This is a genomic window from Pseudomonas sp. B22(2017) (assembly GCF_002113105.1).
Classification (GTDB): Bacteria; Pseudomonadota; Gammaproteobacteria; order Pseudomonadales; family Pseudomonadaceae; genus Aquipseudomonas; species Aquipseudomonas asiatica.
In genome coordinates this window covers 431,999-451,004 of the sequence record NZ_NEJN01000005.1, presented here as the reverse complement: position 1 = coordinate 451,004, position 19,006 = coordinate 431,999, and the positions used below count along the sequence as shown (strand labels likewise).

17 protein-coding genes are annotated in these 19,006 nt (G+C 63.2%); 9 read left to right on the top strand and 8 right to left on the bottom strand.

Features of this window, described 5'->3' with window-relative positions:
- Nucleotides 1–5 precede the first annotated feature (5 nt).
- From CAG18_RS14540 to CAG18_RS14525, 6 genes are all read right to left on the bottom strand, one after another.
- A complete protein-coding gene (locus CAG18_RS14540; protein ID WP_013973910.1) occupies nt 6–212 on the bottom strand; it encodes a DUF1656 domain-containing protein in 207 nt (68 codons plus the stop codon).
- Nucleotides 199–2,187, bottom strand: a complete 1,989-nt coding sequence (locus CAG18_RS14535) for an FUSC family protein (protein WP_085721082.1) — start codon at nt 2,185–2,187, stop codon at nt 199–201. Before CAG18_RS14535 ends, CAG18_RS14540 begins: the two co-directional genes overlap by 14 nt.
- Before the next feature lie 272 nt (nt 2,188–2,459).
- On the bottom strand, nt 2,460–2,576 hold the full coding sequence (gene ccoM, locus CAG18_RS27410) for a cytochrome c oxidase subunit CcoM (RefSeq protein WP_003254862.1): 117 nt from the start codon (nt 2,574–2,576) through the stop codon (nt 2,460–2,462).
- A gap of 135 nt (nt 2,577–2,711) precedes the next feature.
- Nucleotides 2,712–2,873: a hypothetical protein gene (locus tag CAG18_RS27090; RefSeq protein WP_003258944.1), complete on the bottom strand. Its 162-nt coding sequence runs from the start codon at nt 2,871–2,873 to the stop codon at nt 2,712–2,714.
- Nucleotides 2,874–2,940: 67 nt separating this feature from the next.
- Nucleotides 2,941–3,270: an aspartate-semialdehyde dehydrogenase gene (locus tag CAG18_RS14530; RefSeq protein ID WP_085721081.1), complete on the bottom strand. Its 330-nt coding sequence runs from the start codon at nt 3,268–3,270 to the stop codon at nt 2,941–2,943.
- Nucleotides 3,271–3,333: 63 nt separating this feature from the next.
- Complete coding sequence (locus CAG18_RS14525) at nt 3,334–4,029, bottom strand: M949_RS01915 family surface polysaccharide biosynthesis protein (protein ID WP_047595771.1); 696 nt, start codon at nt 4,027–4,029, stop codon at nt 3,334–3,336.
- Nucleotides 4,030–4,190: 161 nt separating this feature from the next.
- Here CAG18_RS14525 and rapA point away from each other — a divergent pair, with 161 nt between their 5' ends.
- Both rapA and CAG18_RS14515 read left to right on the top strand, forming a co-directional pair.
- Nucleotides 4,191–7,037: an RNA polymerase-associated protein RapA gene (gene rapA, locus CAG18_RS14520; protein WP_041505639.1), complete on the top strand. Its 2,847-nt coding sequence runs from the start codon at nt 4,191–4,193 to the stop codon at nt 7,035–7,037.
- 320 nt (nt 7,038–7,357) lie between these two features.
- Complete coding sequence (locus CAG18_RS14515; protein ID WP_054573718.1) at nt 7,358–9,622, top strand: bifunctional diguanylate cyclase/phosphodiesterase; 2,265 nt, start codon at nt 7,358–7,360, stop codon at nt 9,620–9,622.
- Here CAG18_RS14515 and CAG18_RS14510 read toward each other — a convergent pair.
- Both CAG18_RS14510 and CAG18_RS14505 read right to left on the bottom strand, forming a co-directional pair.
- Entirely contained in the window at nt 9,522–10,409 is an 888-nt protein-coding gene (locus CAG18_RS14510; RefSeq protein WP_015271527.1) for an NAD(P)-dependent oxidoreductase, read from the bottom strand. The genes CAG18_RS14515 and CAG18_RS14510 overlap by 101 nt on opposite strands.
- A 308-nt stretch (nt 10,410–10,717) precedes the next feature.
- Nucleotides 10,718–11,029: a DUF2288 domain-containing protein gene (locus tag CAG18_RS14505; RefSeq protein ID WP_003258939.1), complete on the bottom strand. Its 312-nt coding sequence runs from the start codon at nt 11,027–11,029 to the stop codon at nt 10,718–10,720.
- A 358-nt stretch (nt 11,030–11,387) separates the two neighbouring features.
- Here CAG18_RS14505 and CAG18_RS14495 point away from each other — a divergent pair, with 358 nt between their 5' ends.
- From CAG18_RS14495 to CAG18_RS14465, 7 genes are all read left to right on the top strand, one after another.
- Entirely contained in the window at nt 11,388–12,503 is a 1,116-nt protein-coding gene (locus CAG18_RS14495; RefSeq protein ID WP_024087643.1) for a branched-chain amino acid ABC transporter substrate-binding protein, read from the top strand.
- 185 nt (nt 12,504–12,688) lie between these two features.
- Complete coding sequence (livH, locus tag CAG18_RS14490; RefSeq protein ID WP_013973918.1) at nt 12,689–13,612, top strand: high-affinity branched-chain amino acid ABC transporter permease LivH; 924 nt, start codon at nt 12,689–12,691, stop codon at nt 13,610–13,612.
- Complete coding sequence (locus CAG18_RS14485; protein ID WP_085721080.1) at nt 13,609–14,865, top strand: high-affinity branched-chain amino acid ABC transporter permease LivM; 1,257 nt, start codon at nt 13,609–13,611, stop codon at nt 14,863–14,865. Before livH ends, CAG18_RS14485 begins: the two co-directional genes overlap by 4 nt.
- Nucleotides 14,862–15,629 carry a high-affinity branched-chain amino acid ABC transporter ATP-binding protein LivG gene (livG, locus tag CAG18_RS14480; RefSeq protein ID WP_013973920.1) on the top strand — a complete coding sequence of 256 codons (768 nt, stop codon included), beginning with the start codon at nt 14,862–14,864 and terminating at the stop codon, nt 15,627–15,629. The genes CAG18_RS14485 and livG overlap by 4 nt, the downstream gene beginning before the upstream one ends.
- Nucleotides 15,630–16,331 (top strand): ABC transporter ATP-binding protein, encoded by a 702-nt coding sequence (locus tag CAG18_RS14475; protein WP_013973921.1) that lies wholly within the window; start codon nt 15,630–15,632, stop codon nt 16,329–16,331.
- 169 nt (nt 16,332–16,500) lie between these two features.
- Nucleotides 16,501–17,175 (top strand): COG3650 family protein, encoded by a 675-nt coding sequence (locus CAG18_RS14470; protein ID WP_085721079.1) that lies wholly within the window; start codon nt 16,501–16,503, stop codon nt 17,173–17,175.
- Nucleotides 17,176–17,278: 103 nt separating this feature from the next.
- The gene (locus CAG18_RS14465) at nt 17,279–18,886 is read left to right on the top strand and encodes an NAD(P)/FAD-dependent oxidoreductase (protein ID WP_015271531.1); all 1,608 of its coding nucleotides are present in this window, start codon (nt 17,279–17,281) and stop codon (nt 18,884–18,886) included.
- Nucleotides 18,887–19,006: the final 120 nt, after the last annotated feature.

The window sequence follows — 19,006 nt, the reverse complement described above, 5'->3', positions numbered from 1 at the left end:
CTCCTTTATAAAGCTCCCAGCAGTCGCACTACCAGGAACAACACACAAACGAACAACGCCGCATCGAACAGCGCTTCATGCCAGATCCAGCGCCCCAACGGCGTGGCCTGCACCACCAGACGCAACACGCCGGTAAGCACCAGCGCCATCAACACATAAACCAGGAAAGGGCTGAACAGCACGCCGCCCAATTCCCACTCACGCAACCCCATGGGATTCCTCCTGCCAACGGCACCACTTGCCCCAGCTTTTTTGCAGTTGCAGCACCGCCCCTTCGGCCAACCGCAGCGGATCGCTGGAGGGTAGTCGGCGCAAGGCGCCAATGAACTGTTCGCTTGCGGCATCCAGGCTCTGTCCACGCCCTGGCGCCGGCCCTTTGGCCAGCACTGCCTCTACCTGCTGCAGGTATTCGCGCTCGACCCGTCCCAACGGGGCCTGGGCGACCGCCAGGCACATGCGCAAATGCACCAGTTCGTCGCCGATATCCAGGCCGTGCAGGCCGTCGTCCCAGCGCTTGCGTTCGCTCTCGGGCAGGTCGCCAGCATGCCGCGCCAGTTGCATCAGGCGGTCGGCCATGCGCCCGCCAAACCAACTGTCGGCCCCGCGCAGGTCGCGCCGGGTAAGGCGCACCAGGTCATTCTGGGTCGCCGCGCGCAGGCGCTGGCCCAGCCAGGCCGGGTGGCGAAACACCAACAAGCGGAAGGCCATCACCGCCGCCGACACACCCACCAGCATGGCCAAGGCACTGTTGAGCATGGTGGCCACGCCGAACTGCATGGCGTTGAGCGGCGACACCAGCACGATGAAATGCAGGCAATAAGAAGTAGCCGTGGCCCCGGTCCGCGGGTGAGCCATGCCCAGCGCACCAAGAAACAGCGGCACCCCCATGCCCAGGCAGAGCATGGCGAAGCTGCTCCATTGCGGCAGCAGAATCTGCCCGACCAGAAACGCCGCCGGTATTGCCAGGAGGATCCCTCGTAAAAAGCTCAGGCCGATCTGCGCGCCATTCTCGCGGCTGGCGAACAGGCTGCAGACCACACAGGTCAGCACCAGGCCACCCGGTGCCGAAGGCCAGGCGGTGGCCAGCCAGAAACCACTCATCACCAGAAAGGCCAGCGCACTGCGTGAGCCGAAGAGCAAGGCCAGCGACCAGTCGCGGTGCGCGGCCAGGCCCTGAGACACATCCTTGGGCGCCCTGCCCGCCTCCACATCCTCCAGCGCCTGGCTGGCAGCCATGGCGTAATCCAGCAGCAGTGCCATGCGTGCCAGGCAAAAGTGCTCCGCCGGGCTGATCTGATCATCGTGGGCAGCATCCCAGATACGCTGGCGCAGAAGCAAAAGGCTCGGCTGATCGGGCTTGCCCAACAGTGCGCGCACCTCCTCCAGCCAGGGCGCCAGGCGTTCGGCCTCGCCCTCATCAAGTTGCCGCCACTGGCGGCGCACCGAACGGGAAATGCGCAGCAGCACCATCAGTTTCTGGCTCAGGCCGCGAATGGCACGAGCGCGCTGGCGCCCGCGGTTGCCTTCGAACCAGGCGTGTTCGCGTTGGCTGTCGATGGCAACGATACGCCCCAGGCTCTCCAGCAGGCCTTTGCGCCCCTCGTCTTCACCGCCCAGCATGGCACTGGCGGCCTGCAGGCCGTTCTGCCAGGCCTGACGGGCCTGCCCGCCCAGTTGCTGCTCTACCCGCATGGGCCAGAGCAAGGCGCTGCTGGCGGTGGCACAGAAGATACCCAGGCAGATCTCGGTGCAGCGCGCCACGGCCTGGTCGAACACCTGCAATGGGTGATCGATGGCCGGCAGGGCAATGATCGCCGCCGTGTAGCCTGCCAACACGAAGGCATAGGCCCAGGCGCTGCGCAACTGTGTGGAGGCGGCGGTACACAGGGCCAGCCACAGGGCCAAGGTGAGCAGGAACAGACCGGGGGTCTGGGCAAACAGACCGATGAACAGCACCGACATAAACGTGCCGACCAGGGTGCCGGCCAGCCGCGCCAGGCCCTTCTGCACCACCATGCCTGACAACGGCTGGGCGACGATGAAAGCGGTCATCAGGGCCCAGGACGGTTGTTCCAGGCCCCAACGCATCGCCAACCACAGGGCCAGGCCGCCACCGAGCAGGGTCTTGATGGCGAACTTGAGGGCGAGGCTGCTGGGAGCGAACAGGGCCTGGAAGGTGATGGGCACGAGACGGACCTTGAGGGGATGGTCTTGTAGAAAGATAGACAATGGTGGGAAGGATAAAGCGGAAACGATTAATTAGCTAGCTAATCATCTTTATAAGAGGTGCAGATGGTCCTGTCCCGGCCCTTTCGCAGCACAAGGCTGCTCCTACAGATACTGTGTAGGAGCAGCCTTGTGCTGCGAAAGGGCCGGGACAGGCAACACAAAAATTGCAGGCAAAAAAATGGGCGACCGAAGTCGCCCTAAATGCCTTGCGTGCTCGTGTACCCGGAAGGTCAGCGCGGTTTGCGCTTGTTCGAGTCCTTCCAGATGAAAATGCCCAGACCGGCAAAGAATGCGACCATCAACCCGACCGTTACCACTCCGGCGATAACCACGTTGTCGAAGAACATGCTGGCCTCCCCATTCGTTTGCCGTTGTCCGATGGGTGCAAGTTAACCAATGTGGGGGCGGGGAAAATTGATCGGTGTCAATGGTGCCCGGGGCCGGGCACGCGAGGCGAGTGCAGGGTTGACCTGCGTCAAGTTTCAGCGCTTCTTCGGCTTGCCCTTGGGCTTCTTTTTCTTGGCACTGTTCAACGGCAGGGCCTGCTCGAACGCATTGCGCATTTCGTTCAGGCGCTTTTCCTTGAGGTCGTGGACGCGCTTGGCGCGTTCGGCATCGAAATCGATGAGGTTGTCTTGGCTCATGGGTGGGCTCGACGATCAACTGAGACTTGCATGATGAAGCCAGGCGCTGGCGCTGACCAGCCCCATGTCAGACTTCGATGTCCACCAGCAGCCCCTGGCGTACATGCTCGCCCATCAACGGCGCCACCGGCACGGTATTGTCGGCGTTGACCTCGTCACCCGGCATTGCACTGTAGCGTTCGTCCTCGCCCTTCTGCCGACGTTGCTGCTGGCGGCGCTGCTCGTCGCGCAGCTGCAGCGCCTGCTCCTGCGGGTCACGCTGCTGCTTGAGGTCGATGGCACTTTCACCGGATGCAGGCTGGGTCGGCACCACCGGCTTGATGTCGGGTGTCGGCTTGACCGGGTCCTGTTGCGAGGTCACCGGGGCGGCACTGAGCGGAATGATCGGTGGCAGCATGGACGTTCTCCTATGCCCCCTGTATCGGCAGGCGCGGGTTTACCTTGATGGCATGCACAACACTTATTCGGCTTCGTCGTCAGGGTTGTCGTCGCTTGGCGGGCTGGCCTCGCTCCAGGGCCGCTTGTACACCTGCTGCCAGACCGCGTCCATGTGCTCGCGCAGCACCTGCGGCGCGGATTTTAGCGAGGCGCTGTCCTCACGCTCACCGCCGATCGGCTCTTCACCTGCCGGGGTGATCAGCGACTGGCCGGTGATGCTGTAGCTGGCCTGCCCTTCGCGCATCTCGATGGCGATGTCGTGCGGGTCGATGCCACCGCCACAGAATGCGTGGCTGGCAACCGTCACCTCGGCGATGCCGTCCTTGTTCAGGTCGCCGACATCGCTGACGTCGTTATAGAAGTCCACATCCAGGTCCAGGCCCGGGCAGGTGGTTTCCTGTTCGATCTGCCAGCGCGCCTTGAAAGCGTCATTTTCGGCCTTGCGCCCGTACAGCGTGGCCTTGAGTACCACCTTGTCAACTTCCTGCTCGCTTTCCGGGTCGCTGGCCTGGCCATCGCTGCGGCTCAACACCAGCAGGCCTTCACCGTCGCGGTCACGAAAGTGCACGCTCTTGATCGGCGTCTGCACGCCCAGCACCTCGAGCTGTTCGATCGGGATGGCGGGCAAGGTCTCGAAGTTTTTCTGCTCGCAGGCGGCCAGCAGCAACAGGCTGCCCACGGCCATCGAAGCGCTGATCCAGCGGTGCTTGGCAGACATGTTGATCCGGAGCCCTCGTCGGCAGCACGGTGGGGGACGATGAAGCGGCTAGACTGTTGCTACCTATCGCACTTCGGCACCTTTCGATGCGCTCGGCACTTTGGTCTGACCGGCCGATCCGTTAACATAACCGGCTTTTTCATCGCGGGAGTTCAGGCAGTATGGCGCAGCAGTATCAACCGGGGCAACGCTGGATCAGCGACAGCGAAGCCGAGCTCGGCCTGGGTACCATCCTGGCGCAGGATGGCCGCCTGTTGACCGTGCTCTACCCGGCCACTGGCGACACCCGCCAGTATTCCCTGCGCAATGCGCCGCTGACCCGCGTGCGCTTCTCGCCAGGTGACCAGATCACCCACTTCGAAGGCTGGAAGTTGACCGTGCGCGAGGTCGAGGACATCGACGGGCTGATGGTCTACCACGGCCTGGACGGGCAGAACCAGCCGCGCACCCTGCCAGAAACCCAGTTGTCGAACTTCATCCAGTTCCGCCTGGCCAGCGACCGCCTGTTCGCCGGGCAGATCGACCCGCTGTCGTGGTTCAGCCTGCGCTACAACACCCTGCAGCACACCAGCAAGCAGATGCAGTCGGCGCTGTGGGGCCTGGGCGGCTGCCGTGCCCAACCCATCGCCCACCAGTTGCACATCGCCCGCGAAGTCGCCGACCGCAGCGCGCCGCGCGTCTTGCTGGCCGACGAAGTAGGCCTGGGCAAAACCATCGAAGCCGGCCTGGTGATCCACCGCCAGCTGCTGTCTGGCCGCGCCAGCCGCGTACTGATCCTGGTACCGGAAAACCTCCAGCACCAGTGGCTGGTGGAAATGCGCCGCCGCTTCAACCTGCAGGTGGCCTTGTTCGACGCTGAGCGTTTCATCGAAAGCGATGCCAGCAACCCGTTCGAGGATGCCCAGCTGGCGCTGGTGGCCCTGGAGTGGCTGGTAGAAGACGAAAAGGCCCAGGACGCGCTGTTCGCCGCTGGCTGGGACCTGATGGTGGTGGACGAAGCCCACCACCTTGTCTGGCACGAAGACCAGGTAAGCGCCGAATACGGCCTGGTCGAACAGCTGGCCCAGGTGATCCCGGGCGTGCTGCTGCTCACCGCCACCCCCGAGCAGCTCGGCCAGGACAGTCACTTCGCCCGCCTGCGCCTGCTCGACCCCAACCGTTTCCACGACCTGGCCGCCTTCCGCGCCGAGAGCGAGCACTATCGCCCGGTGGCTGAAGCCGTACAGGAACTGCTCGACGAAGGCCGCCTGTCGCCCAAGGCCCACGCCACCATCCAGGGCTTCCTGGGTGCCGAAGGCGAAGCCTTGCTGGCTGCGGTCAGCGACGGCGATACCCAGGCCAGCGCGCGCCTGATCCGTGAGCTGCTCGACCGTCACGGCACCGGCCGCGTGCTATTCCGTAACACCCGCGCGGCGATCCAGGGCTTCCCTGAGCGCCAGCTGCACCCTTACCCACTGGCGACGCCCGAGCAGTACCGCGACCTGCCAGCCGGCGAACATGCCGAGCTGTACCCGGAAGTCGCCTTCCAGGCCCAGGGCGAGGTGGCCGATGACGAGCGCTGGTGGCGTTTCGACCCGCGCGTCGACTGGCTGATCGACACCCTGAAGATGCTCAAGCGTACCAAGGTGCTGGTGATCTGCGCCCATGCCGAAACCGCGATGGACCTGGAGGACGCCCTGCGCGTGCGCTCCGGCATCCCGGCCTCGGTGTTCCATGAGGGCATGAGCATCCTCGAACGCGACCGCGCCGCCGCCTACTTCGCTGACGAAGAGTTCGGCGCGCAGGTGCTGATCTGCTCCGAGATCGGCAGTGAAGGCCGCAACTTCCAGTTTGCCCACCATCTGGTGATGTTCGACCTGCCAGCGCACCCCGACCTGCTCGAACAGCGCATCGGCCGCCTCGACCGTATCGGCCAGAAGCACACCATCCAGCTGCATATCCCGTACCTGCAGGACAGCCCGCAAGAGCGCCTGTTCCAGTGGTACCACGAAGGCCTCAACGCCTTCCTCAACACCTGCCCTACCGGCAACGCCCTGCAACATCAGTTCGGCCCGCGCCTGCTGCCACTGCTTGAAGGTGGCGAAAGCAAGGCCTGGGAAGCCCTGGTGGCCGACGCCCGCAGCGAACGCGAACGCCTGGAAGCCGAACTGCATACCGGCCGTGACCGTCTGCTGGAGCTCAACTCCGGCGGTGCCGGCGAAGGCCAGGCGCTGGTCGAGGACATTCTCGAACAGGACGACCAGTTCGCCCTGCCGATCTACATGGAAACCCTGTTCGACGCCTTCGGCATCGACAGCGAAGACCATTCCGAGAACGCCCTGATCCTCAAGCCGAGCGAAAAGATGCTCGACGCCAGCTTCCCGCTGGGTGACGACGAAGGCGTGACCATCACCTACGACCGTGGCCAGGCGCTGTCGCGCGAGGACATGCAGTTCCTCACCTGGGAACACCCGATGGTACAAGGCGGCATGGACCTGGTGCTGTCCGGCTCGATGGGCAACACCGCCGTGGCGCTGATCAAGAACAAGGCGCTCAAACCCGGGACCGTGCTGCTTGAACTGCTGTTCGTCAGCGAGGTGGTGGCACCGCGCAGCCTGCAACTGGGGCGTTACCTGCCACCGGCGGCATTGCGCTGCCTGCTCGATGCCAACGGCAACGACCTGGCGTCCCGCGTGGCCTTCGAAACCCTCAACGACCAGCTGGAAAGCGTGCCACGCGCCAGCGCCAACAAGTTCGTCCAGGCCCAGCGTGATGTGCTGGCCCAGCGCATCGGCAGCGGCGAGGCCAAGGTCATGCCGGCCCACGTCGAGCGCGTGGCCGAGGCCCAGCGCCGCCTTAAAGCGGAGGCCGACGAAGAACTGGCCCGTCTGGTCGCCCTGCAAGCGGTCAACCCGAGCGTGCGCGACAGCGAGATCGAAGCGCTGCGCAAGCAGCGTGAAGAGGGCCTGGCGATGCTGGAAAAGGCCGCCTTGCGCCTGGAAGCCATTCGCGTGCTGGTGGCTGGCTAATACAGGTCAGACACCGCCGCCTTTGTGGGAGCGGCCTTGTGTCGCGAAAGGGCCGCAACGCGGCCCCAGAATTGACGCGCAACAGTTGAAATTGCTGGGGCTGCTTTGCAGCCCTTTCGCGACACAAGGCCGCTCCCACAGGGGAGACCAACTTTCAGAACCCATTTACATATTCCAGGCTGCGATCAGGTTCATAACCAAATCGTAGGAATCAATGTGCCATTAGTCAGGAAGGCTTAAACACCTCTTCCTATACTGCCTCTGGACAGTCTGCACAGGGTTTAGCGCAGACGAGTGAAAACTCGATCATGAGGCATTCCATGGAATGGCTGGGGCTGCAACTGTTCGCCGACCTGCCGGCAACCGGGCGCATCGTCATCGATTGCCGGCATGAACCGTTCCTGGTTCTGCTTGCCTACCTCGTCGCCTGTGCGGCCTGCTTCGCCACGCTGGACATGGCCGAGCGCCAATCCCACAGCGAAGACCCCACCGCCCACCGACAATGGAACATGCTCGGTGCCTGCTGCCTGGCAGGTGGCATCTGGGCCATGCATTTCATCAGCATGCTGGCCTTCCGGGCACCAGTGGAAGTGCACTACGACGCGTCCCTGACCATCCTTTCGCTGCTCATCGCACTGGCCGTCGCCTGGCTGGCCATGCACAGCCTCGACCGCAGCCAGATGCGCGCAATCCATTACCTGCGAAGTGCGGTACTGATCGGCCTGGGCATCATCCTGATGCACTTCGTAGGCATGGCCGCCCTGGAAACCGGTGCCCGCCAGTACTACCAGACCGGCCTGCTGCTGGCCTCTGCCACCATTGCCCTGCTCACCAGCCTGACCGCGCTATACCTGGCCCGCTACTTCCGGCAGGGCAGCGGTACCTTGCACCAGGCCATGAAGTACGGCGCCAGCCTGCTGATGGCTGGTGGTATCGTTGCCACTCACTTTACCGCGATGTCGGCCATGACCCTGGTCATCCCGGCCGACACCGCCCTGCGCCTGCCCTCTGGCGACAACAGCCTGCAACTGGCACTGGGCATCGGCTTCATCACCATGCTGATCAGTGCTGCCAGCATCAGTACCGCACTGGCCGACAAGAAGCTGCAAAGCAAGGAGCACGACCTGCGCCGGGTCAGCGTGCTGCTCAGCCAACTGGACCAGGCCCGCGCTTCGCTGCAGCAGGCCGCGCACTACGACGCCCTGACCAACCTGGTCAACCGCCGCGGTTTCAACCAGGTGTTCGCCGAACGCCTGGCCGAGCACCAGGCCACGCAAAGCCACCTGGCGGTGATGTTCCTCGACATCGACCATTTCAAGCGCATAAACGACAGCCTCGGTCACGACGCCGGCGACGAACTGCTCAAAGTGATCGCCGGACACATCAAGGCCGCCACCCGAAACCGCGACCTGGTCGCACGCCTGGGCGGCGACGAGTTCTGCGTGGTCACCAGCCTCACAAACCGCGACGAAGCCCGCCACCTGGCCCAGCGCATCATGCAGAGGATGAAAGAGCCCATAAACCTGGGCGGCCGGCGCATGGTCATGACCACCAGCATCGGCATCAGCATCTTCCCCGACGACGGCACCACCGCCGAAGAGCTGCTCAAGCATGCAGACCTTGCCCTGTACCAGTCCAAGGGTAACGGGCGCAACAGCCTGAACTTCTTCAACGACAGCCTGAAGACCCAGGCCTCGATTGCTCTGCAACTGGAAGAGGAACTGCGGGTGGCGCTGCTCGAGGAGCATGGGCTATGCGTGCACTACCAGCCGATCTTCGACCTGCGCAGCAGGCAAGTGGCCAAACTTGAGGCCCTGGTGCGCTGGCAACACCCGCAACACGGCCTGCTCGGGCCCGATCGTTTTGTCGCCATCGCCGAGGCCAACGGGCTGATCATCGACCTCGATCTGTGGGTGCTGCGCCACGCCTGCGCCGACCTGGCCTATCTGCAGCGCCACGGTCATGGAAACCTCAAGGTCACGGTCAATTGTTCGGCCGTCACCCTCAGTCACGACGAACTGCCCAACGAAGTGGAAAAGGCGCTGTTCCACGCCGGGCTCGCACCCCGACAGCTGGAACTGGAAGTGACCGAGAACGCCTTGATGGGTGACATCCAGCGCACGGTAAACCTGCTCACGCGCATACGCGCCCTGGGCGTGGCGCTGTCGATCGATGACTTCGGCACCGGCTACTCGTCGCTGGCCTACCTCAAGCGCCTGCCGCTGGACGTGCTTAAGGTCGATCGCAGCTTCCTGCAGGATGTGCCGGGCAGCCAGAAGGATCGCGAAATTGTCCAGGCGATCATCGTCATGGCGCATACCCTGCATCTGCAGGTGGTCAGCGAGGGCGTGGAAACCGCCGAACAGCTGGCGTTTCTCCAAGCCCACGGCTGCGACTACCTGCAGGGCTACCTGCTGGGCCGCCCGGAGCCGCTTGCCGAACTACGCTCGCTACTGGAGCGGGTTCGGCACAAGGGCGGCGTATTCAGCCCTTGCTGCGATACAGCTCAACCAGGGTCGCCGGATCCTTTTGCAGGTACCCCTGGCTTGCGTGCAGGCGCATCAATTGTGCGGCAAGGCCACTGAGCGGCGTCGCCGAGCCTTGCTCGCGGGAGAATTTGACCGCGCCATCGAGGTCCTTGAGCAGCGTGCGCACATGCCACTTGATCGGCTCGAAGCGGCTCTCGGCCATTTGCGGAGCGAGGATCTGCAACGGTCTGGAGTCGGCAAAACCGCCCGCCAGCGCTTCGGCGATCAGCGTCGCGTCGACACCGGACTGTTCAGCCAAGGCAACCACTTCGGCGATTACCAGAGCATTGCAGGCCACGATCATCTGGTTGCAGGCCTTGGTCACCTGGCCTGCGCCCACCGCGCCCATATGCGTCACGCGCTGGCCAAGTACCTGCAGTACCGGGCGCGCACGCGCCAGGTCGGCTGCCTCGCCACCGACCATGATCGCCAGGGTGCCGGCTTCGGCCCCGGGGGTGCCCCCGGACACTGGCGCGTCCAGCCAGGCCATGCCGCACAGCGCTGCCAGTTCAGCGGCCATTTCACGAGTGGCGGTTGGCTCCAGGCTGGAGAAATCGACCAGTAACTGGCCGCTGCGTCCGCCCTGGGCAATGCCTTGCTCGCCGAACACCACCTCGCGGACCACGGCCGTGTCGGCCAGGCACAGCAGCACCATGTCGCTGTCGCGGCACAGTTCGGCAGGGCTGCTGGCCAGGCGCGCGCCAGCCGCGACCAGTGCAGTGCACTTGTCCGGGCTGCGGTTCCATACCGTCAGCGGGTAACCCGCTGCCAGCAGGCGCCGACACATGGGCAGGCCCATCAGGCCGATGCCGGCGAATCCAAGCGAAGGTAGTGCAGTGCTCATCAATGACTCCTGACTGGTTCGAACATTACCCATGCGGGCCAGGAACCTGTAGGAGCGGCCTTGTGTCGCGATCGGCTGCGCAGCAGCCCCAGATCTCCGCATCGATGCAAAAAATGCCGGGGCTGCTGCGCAGCCCATCGCGACACAAGGCCGCTCCTACAGGTTTCGCGTTGCCTGGCAGAACGGTGGGGCATTACGCATCCCGTAAACTGTTACCGCCACGCCGAATTGTTACTTCCCTCTACCCGCCTTGAGCGCCTTCAAGCACCAAAACGGGGCTGCTGCACATTTTCGCGCACCAAAAGCGATCATGCCTCTGTCGGGCGCTTTGCCTGAATCACGATGAACGGCGAAACCACCACCGCCCAGATCTCTGGATCGCGGCTTTGCAGGTCCAGGGCCTGCTCGGCGGTTACCGGACCAACAGTGCCATCACTACGCCACTTGGCGAAGATCTCGCTGCGATTCTCGGCCATCGCCTCGGCAACGGCAATCAGGTCGAGGCTCGGGTCGACCCAAATCAGGTCACCCTTGGCCCAGAAACGCTCCAGCGCTTTCCACTCGATGATTGCCGTCTCGCCAAGCAATTTGGCATAGAGGGTGCTTGTTTGATCAGTCATGGGTGGTTTCCGCAAAAATCGGCCAATAAAAAAGGTCGGCATTTTTGCAGAAAAACCCGGTTTCAAATATGTAATTTGGTCGATTGATCCCGAACTTGTGGGGCGGGGTCGCAGATGCAGGCAGTTTGATGGCGCCTTTCTGTATCTTTGTGTCGACCATGCGACAACCCAGGAAGCAGGCACTTTTCGACCGCTTTTCAAGCGCTCGAACAGCGCTCTACACTGTACCGGTACAGTTCCGGGACATGTTCCGGGGAAGGTGGGCTTGCGCGTTGGCATGGCCACGCCGCAAATCCCGCCCGGTCTGTAGCCCTGGCCGCCAGGACTATAAGAATTACAACAGAATGAGTGGAGCACTATGATCAAGATTTCCAAGCTGTTCGCCGCAATGGTTCTGGCAGGGGTAGCCAGCCATTCGTTTGCCGCCGATACCATCAAGATCGGGATTGCCGGCCCCAAGACCGGCCCTGTGACCCAGTACGGCGACATGCAGTTCATCGGCGCAAAGCAAGCCATCAAGGATATCAACGCCGCGGGCGGCGTGGATGGCAAGATGCTCGAAGCCAAGGAATACGACGACGCCTGCGATCCTAAACAGGCCGTGGCAGTCGCCAACAAAGTGGTCAACGACGGCGTCAAGTTCGTCATTGGCCACCTGTGCTCCAGCTCTACCCAGCCTGCGTCCGACATCTACGAAGACGAAGGCGTGATCATGATCACCCCGGCCGCGACCTCCCCGGAAATCACCGCACGTGGCTACAAGCTGATCTTCCGCACCATCGGTCTGGACAGCGCCCAGGGCCCGGCTGCCGGCAACTACATCGCCGACCACGTCAAGCCGAAGGTTGTCGCCGTTCTGCACGACAAGCAGCAGTACGGTGAAGGCATCGCCACCGCGGTCAAGCAGACCCTGGAAGGCAAAGGCACCAAGGTTGCCGTGTTCGAAGGCCTGAACGCCGGTGACAAGGACTTCTCCTCGATCATCCAGAAGCTCAAGCAGAACAACGTCGACTTCGTCTACTACGGCGGCTACCACCCAGAGCTGGGCCTGATCCTGCGCCAGGCTCAGGAAAAGGGCCTGAAAGCCAAGTTCATGGGCCCGGAAGGCGTGGGCAACGACTCCATCTCGCAGATCGCCCAGAACGCCTCCGAAGGCCTGCTGGTGACCCTGCCGAAGTCGTTCGATGCGGACCCTGCGAACAAGAAGATCGTCGACGCCATCAAGGCTGACGGCAAGGACCCAAGCGGCCCGTTCGTGTTCCCGGCCTACTCGGCTGTCGAGCTGATCGCCCAGGGCATCAAGGAAGCCAAGTCCGAAGATGCCGACAAGGTGGCAGCCGCCATCCACAAAGGTACCTTCAAGACCCCGACCGGTGACCTGTCGTTCGACGACAAAGGCGACCTGAAAGACTTCAAGTTCGTGGTCTACGAATGGCACTTCGGCAAGCCGAAGACCGAAGTCTCCCCTCAGTAACTGCGTGACTAATAGCTGACCGTAGAAGCCCACTGTGCGAGCAGTGGGCTTTGTTTTACGAGGTTCATGGGCCTGATCCCCGCGATCCGGGGGCGGGCTCACCTGAAAATCTTAAAACCGTCACCCGCGGTTTCCTGGCCTACCCCCGCCAGCGAAATGCAAATCAGGTTTTTAGGAGCGCTGTAATGCCTGAGATCTACCATTTCTTCCAACAACTGGTTAATGGATTGACCATCGGCAGCACCTATGCCTTGATCGCCATCGGCTACACGATGGTGTACGGCATCATTGGCATGATCAACTTCGCCCACGGCGAGGTGTATATGATCGGTTCCTACGTGGCCTTCATCGCCCTGGCGGGCCTGGCCATGATGGGTATCCATTCGCTGCCTGTCCTGATGACCGTCGCCTTTGTCGCGACGATCTTCGTCACCAGTGCCTATGGCTACAGCATCGAACGGGTTGCCTACCGCCCCCTGCGCAACAGCAACCGCCTGATCCCGCTGATTTCCGCCATCGGCATGTCGATCTTCCTGCAGAACACCGTCCTGCTGTCGCAAGATTCCAAGGACAAGTCCATCCCCAACCTGATCCCCGGAAGCTTCTCGTTCGGGCCAGGCGGCGCGGAGGAAGTACTGATCAGCTACATGCAGATCCTGGTGTTCGTGGTCACCCTGGTGGCCATGACCTGCCTCACGCTGTTCATCTCCCGTTCCCGCCTGGGCCGCGCCTGCCGCGCCTGCGCCGAGGACATCAAGATGGCCAACCTGCTGGGCATCAACACCAACAACATCATCGCCCTCACTTTCGTCATCGGTGCCGCCCTGGCGGCGGTGGCGGCCGTGCTGCTGAGCATGCAGTACGGGGTGATCAACCCCAACGCCGGTTTCCTGGTGGGCCTGAAGGCCTTCACCGCGGCGGTGCTGGGTGGCATCGGCAGCATTCCGGGCGCCATGCTCGGCGGGCTGGTGCTGGGCGTGGCCGAAGCGTTCGGTGCCGATATCTTCGGCGACCAGTACAAGGACGTTGTGGCATTCGGCTTGTTGGTTCTTGTCCTGCTATTCCGGCCGACCGGCATCCTGGGCCGCCCGGAGGTTGAAAAAGTATGAACAGAAATCTCAAACAGGCGCTCTTCAGCGCCTTGCTGGTATGGGCCGTGGCCTTCCCAGTACTGGGCCTGAAACTGAGCATCGATGGCATCAGCCTGGTGGTGCACAGCCAGGGCTCGTTCACCATCGGCATCATCGCCGTGTGTTCGGTGTTGATGTTCCTGCGCGTGCTGTTCGACAAGCAGTGGAGCTCGGTAATGGGCCGCCGCTCGGATCGCAAGCTGATCCCGCCAGCGGTCAGCAACTACCTGACCCTGCCGAAAACCCAGCGCTACGTGATCATGGGCCTGATCGTCGCGGCACTGGTGTGGCCGTTCTTCGGCTCGCGCGGCGCGGTCGACATTGCCACGCTGATCCTGATCTACGTGTTGCTGGGCCTGGGCCTGAACATCGTGGTCGGTTTGGCAGGCCTGCTCGACCTCGGTTACGTCGGCTTCTACGCCGTCGGTGCCTACAGCTACGCCATGCTCTCGCACTACCTGGGCTGGAGCTTCTGGGTATGCCTGCCGATCGCCGGCCTCATGGCCGCTACCTTCGGCTTCCTGCTCGGCTTCCCGGTGCTGCGCCTGCGCGGTGACTACCTGGCGATCGTGACCCTCGGCTTCGGCGAGATCATCCGCCTGTTCCTGCGTAACCTCACCGACTGGACCGGCGGCCCCAACGGCATCAGCAACATTCCCAAGCCGGAGTTCTTCGGCCTGACCTTCGAACGCCGTGCCGCCGAAGGCATGCAGACGTTCCATGAGTTCTTCGGGCTGGAATACAACTCGATCAACAAGGTCATCTTCCTCTATCTGGTGGCCCTGCTGCTGGCTCTGCTGGCGCTGTTCGTGATCAACCGCCTGCTGCGCATGCCGATCGGCCGCGCCTGGGAAGCCCTGCGCGAAGACGAGATCGCCTGCCGTGCTCTGGGCCTGAACCCGACCGTGATCAAGCTGTCGGCATTCACCCTGGGCGCCTGCTTCGCCGGTTTCGCCGGCAGCTTCTTCGCTGCGCGCCAAGGCCTGGTGACGCCGGAGTCGTTCACCTTCATCGAGTCGGCGATCATCCTCGCCATCGTCGTGCTCGGCGGCATGGGCTCACAACTGGGCGTGATCCTCGCGGCCATCGTGATGATCCTGCTGCCCGAGCTGATGCGTGAGTTCAGCGAATACCGGATGCTGATGTTCGGTGCGCTGATGGTGTTGATGATGATCTGGCGTCCGCAAGGCCTGCTGCCTATGCAACGTCCACACATGGAGCTGCGTCGATGAGCCGCGAAATTCTGCAAGTCAGCGGCCTGAGCATGCGCTTCGGCGGCTTGTTGGCGGTCAACGGCGTGGGCCTGACCGTCAAGGAAAAACAGGTGGTGGCACTGATCGGCCCGAACGGCGCCGGCAAGACCACCGTGTTCAACTGCCTGACCGGCTTCTACAAGCCCAGCGGCGGCACCATCCTGCTCGATGGCCAGCCGATCCAGGGCCTGGCCGGGCATCAGATCGCCCGCAAGGGCGTGGTGCGGACATTCCAGAACGTGCGCCTGTTCAAGGAAATGACCGCGCTGGAAAACCTGCTGATCGCCCAGCACCGCCACCTCAACACCAACTTCTTCGCCGGCCTGTTCAAGACCCCAAGCTTCCGCCGCAGCGAGAAGGAGGCCATGGAGCGCGCGCAGTACTGGCTGGAGAAGGTCAACCTGACCGAGTTCGCCAACCGTACCGCCGGCACCCTCGCCTACGGGCAGCAGCGCCGCCTGGAAATCGCCCGCTGCATGATGACCCAACCGCGCATCATCATGCTCGACGAACCGGCTGCGGGCCTGAACCCGAAGGAAACCGAAGACCTCAAGGCGCTGATCGCCTACCTGCGTGAGTCGCACAACGTCACCGTGCTGCTGATCGAGCACGACATGAAGCTGGTGATGAGCATTTCCGACCATATCGTGGTGATCAACCAGGGCACACCCCTGGCCCACGGCACACCGGAAGAGATCCGCGACAACCCTGATGTGATCAAAGCCTACCTGGGGGAAGCGTAAATGCTGAAGTTCGAGAACGTTTCCACTTTCTACGGCAAGATCCAGGCGCTGCACAGCGTCAATGTGGAGATCAACCAGGGTGAGATCGTCACCCTGATCGGCGCCAACGGCGCCGGCAAGTCGACCTTGCTGATGACCTTGTGCGGCTCGCCGCAGGCGCACAGCGGCAGCATCAAGTACCTGGGTGAAGAGCTGGTCGGCCAGCCGTCTTCGCACATCATGCGCAAGAGCATCGCGGTGGTACCGGAAGGCCGCCGCGTGTTCTCCCGCCTGACCGTCGAGGAAAACCTGGCAATGGGTGGTTTCTTCACCGACAAGGGCGATTACCAGGAGCAGCTGGACAAGGTGTTGCAGCTGTTCCCGCGCCTGAAGGAGCGTTATATCCAGCGTGGCGGCACCATGTCCGGTGGCGAGCAGCAGATGCTCGCCATTGGCCGGGCGCTGATGAGCAAGCCCAAGCTGCTGCTGCTCGACGAGCCATCGCTGGGCCTGGCGCCAATCATCATCCAGCAGATCTTCGACATCATCGAACAGCTGCGCCGTGATGGCGTGACGGTGTTCCTGGTGGAGCAGAACGCCAACCAGGCGCTGAAGATCGCTGACCGGGCGTATGTGCTGGAGAACGGCCGGGTGGTGATGCAGGGTACTGGGGAAGCACTGCTGACCGACCCGAAGGTGCGCGACGCGTACCTGGGGGGTTGACCTGGAAAAGGGCCATCTACTGGCCCTTTTTTCTACCTGTCAGAAATGTATTGTCTGTACTGGCTTGCCGGCGATAGGGCCAGTACAGGCAACCATTAACTTGTGATCCAGCGCCAGCCTGAGTAACGTGGCCGGCTTTCATGGCAAAGATTTCCCCGGAGCCCGCCCCATGCGCCTCACCCCCACCCTGCTGCTCACTGCCCTGCTGCCCCTGTTCGCCGGCTGCCAGCTCATGGCTGACGCCCCCAGCGACCCGAACATCGGCACTACGCGCATGCAGGGCGAGTTGCGTGCCGGCGGTGGCCAGCTGCTGTTCAAGCCGTGCAGCGAAAACCGCACTTTCGTGATCAACGACGTCGCCGCAACCGGCATCCTGCAGGAAGCCGCCAACCTCGCCAAGGACGCCAACGACAAACTGTTCGCCGACGTCCGTGGCCGCCTCACCGGCAGCAGGCAGGCCAACAACGACGGCCAGCTTGAAGTTCGCCGCCTGTACCGCCTGGAACCTTCCACCCGCGCCTGTGAAGACCCCAACTTCAAGCAGCTGACCTTGCGCGCCAACGGCCATGAGCCGGAATGGGACATCAAGGCCAGCGGCAAAGGCATGGTGCTCAACCGCGTCGGCCAGGATCCCCTGCCCCTGCCCTTTCTGGAAGAAGAAGTGCCCGGCGGCGGCCTGACCCTTACCAGCGAAGCCAACGGCCAGCACGTGGAGCTGTGGGTCGCGCCACAACGCTGTGTAGACACCGCCACCGGTGCCATCCACCACTTGCGTGCCGAACTGCGCATCGACGGCAAGACCCTGCTGGGCTGCGGTTACTATGGCGGTGCACGCGACAACTGATCGCCGGGCGCTTTTATCCTGCCAGTCGGGGCGGCGAACAGCTTATACTTGGCGGTTTGTGTAAAGCCGCCGGCCGCCCATGGCCGGGATACTGGACCCTGCCATGCTACGAATCACCGAACTGAAGCTGCCCCTGGACCATCCCGACGAAGCCCTGCGTGAAGCGATCGTCCAGCGCCTGGGCATCCGCGACGAGCAACTGCTCAGCTTCAACCTGTTCAAGCGCAGCTACGATGCGCGCAAGAAGAACAGCGAACTGCTGTTCATCTACACCATCGACCTGGAAGCCAGCAACGAAGCCGAGCTGCTCAGCAAGTTCGCCGACGATCGCAATATCGGCCCGGCGCCAGACGTAACCTACAAGTTCGTCGGCAAGGCCCCTGCCGATCTGCAGGAGCGCCCGATCGTGGTCGGCTTCGGCCCGTGCGGCATCTTCGCCGGCCTGTTGCTGGCACAGATGGGCTTCAAGCCGATCATCCTCGAGCGCGGCAAGGAAGTACGCCAGCGCACCAAGGACACCTGGGGCCTGTGGCGCAAGAGCGTGCTCAACCCCGAGTCCAACGTGCAGTTCGGCGAAGGCGGCGCCGGTACCTTCTCCGACGGCAAGCTGTACAGCCAGATCAAGGACCCGCAGCACCACGGCCGCAAGGTGCTGGAAGAGTTCGTCAAGGCCGGTGCGCCGGACGAGATCCTGTACATCAACAAACCGCACATCGGCACCTTCCGCCTCACCGGCATGGTCGAGCAGATGCGTCAGGACATGATTGCCCTTGGCGCCGAAGTGCGCTTCCAGCAGAAGGTCACCGACCTGCTGATCGAGGATGGGCAACTGACCGGCGTGGTGCTGGAGAGCGGCGAACAGCTGCACTCGCGCCATGTGGTGCTGGCACTGGGCCACAGTGCCCGCGACACCTTCCGCATGCTGCACGCCAAAGGCGTGTACATGGAAGCCAAGCCGTTCTCGGTGGGCTTCCGTATCGAGCACCCGCAAACGCTGATCGACAAGGCTCGCCTGGGCAAGTACGCCGGTCACCCGAAACTCGGTGCCGCCGACTACAAACTGGTGTATCACGCCAAGAATGGCCGCTCTGTGTACAGCTTCTGCATGTGCCCGGGCGGCACCGTGGTCGCAGCAACCAGCGAGCCAGGCCGGGTGGTTACCAACGGCATGAGCCAGTACTCGCGTAACGAGCGCAACGCCAACTCAGGCATCGTCGTCGGCATCGACCCCGAGCGCGATTACCCGGGCGGCCCGCTGGCCGGCATCGAGCTGCAGGAACGCCTGGAAGCCCACGCCTACGTGATGGGCGGCAGCAACTACCAGGCCCCGGCACAGCTGGTGGGTGACTTCGTCGCTGGCCGGCCGTCGACTGCACTGGGCAGTGTCGAGCCGTCCTACAAACCGGGCGTGACCCTGGGCGACCTGGCGCCGAGCCTGCCGGACTTCGCCATCGAAGCCATTCGCGAGGCGCTGCCAGCGTTCGACCGGCAGATCAAGGGCTACAACCTGCATGATGCAGTGCTGACCGGGATCGAGACCCGCACCTCCTCGCCGCTGCGCATTACCCGCGGTGAGGACTTCCAGAGCCTGAACCTCAAGGGGCTGTTCCCGGCGGGTGAAGGGGCCGGGTATGCGGGCGGGATCCTGTCGGCGGGTGTCGATGGGATTCGCATCGCCGAGGCGGTGGCGCGGGATATGCTCGGCCTCTGAGCCTTTATTGCCTGCCAGGGCCCTTTCGCGGGCTTGCCCGCTCCCACACGTGCCGCGCCAGATCTGAATGTGGCGCGGAACCTGTGGGAGCGGGCAAGCCCGCGAATAGGCCCTGACAGC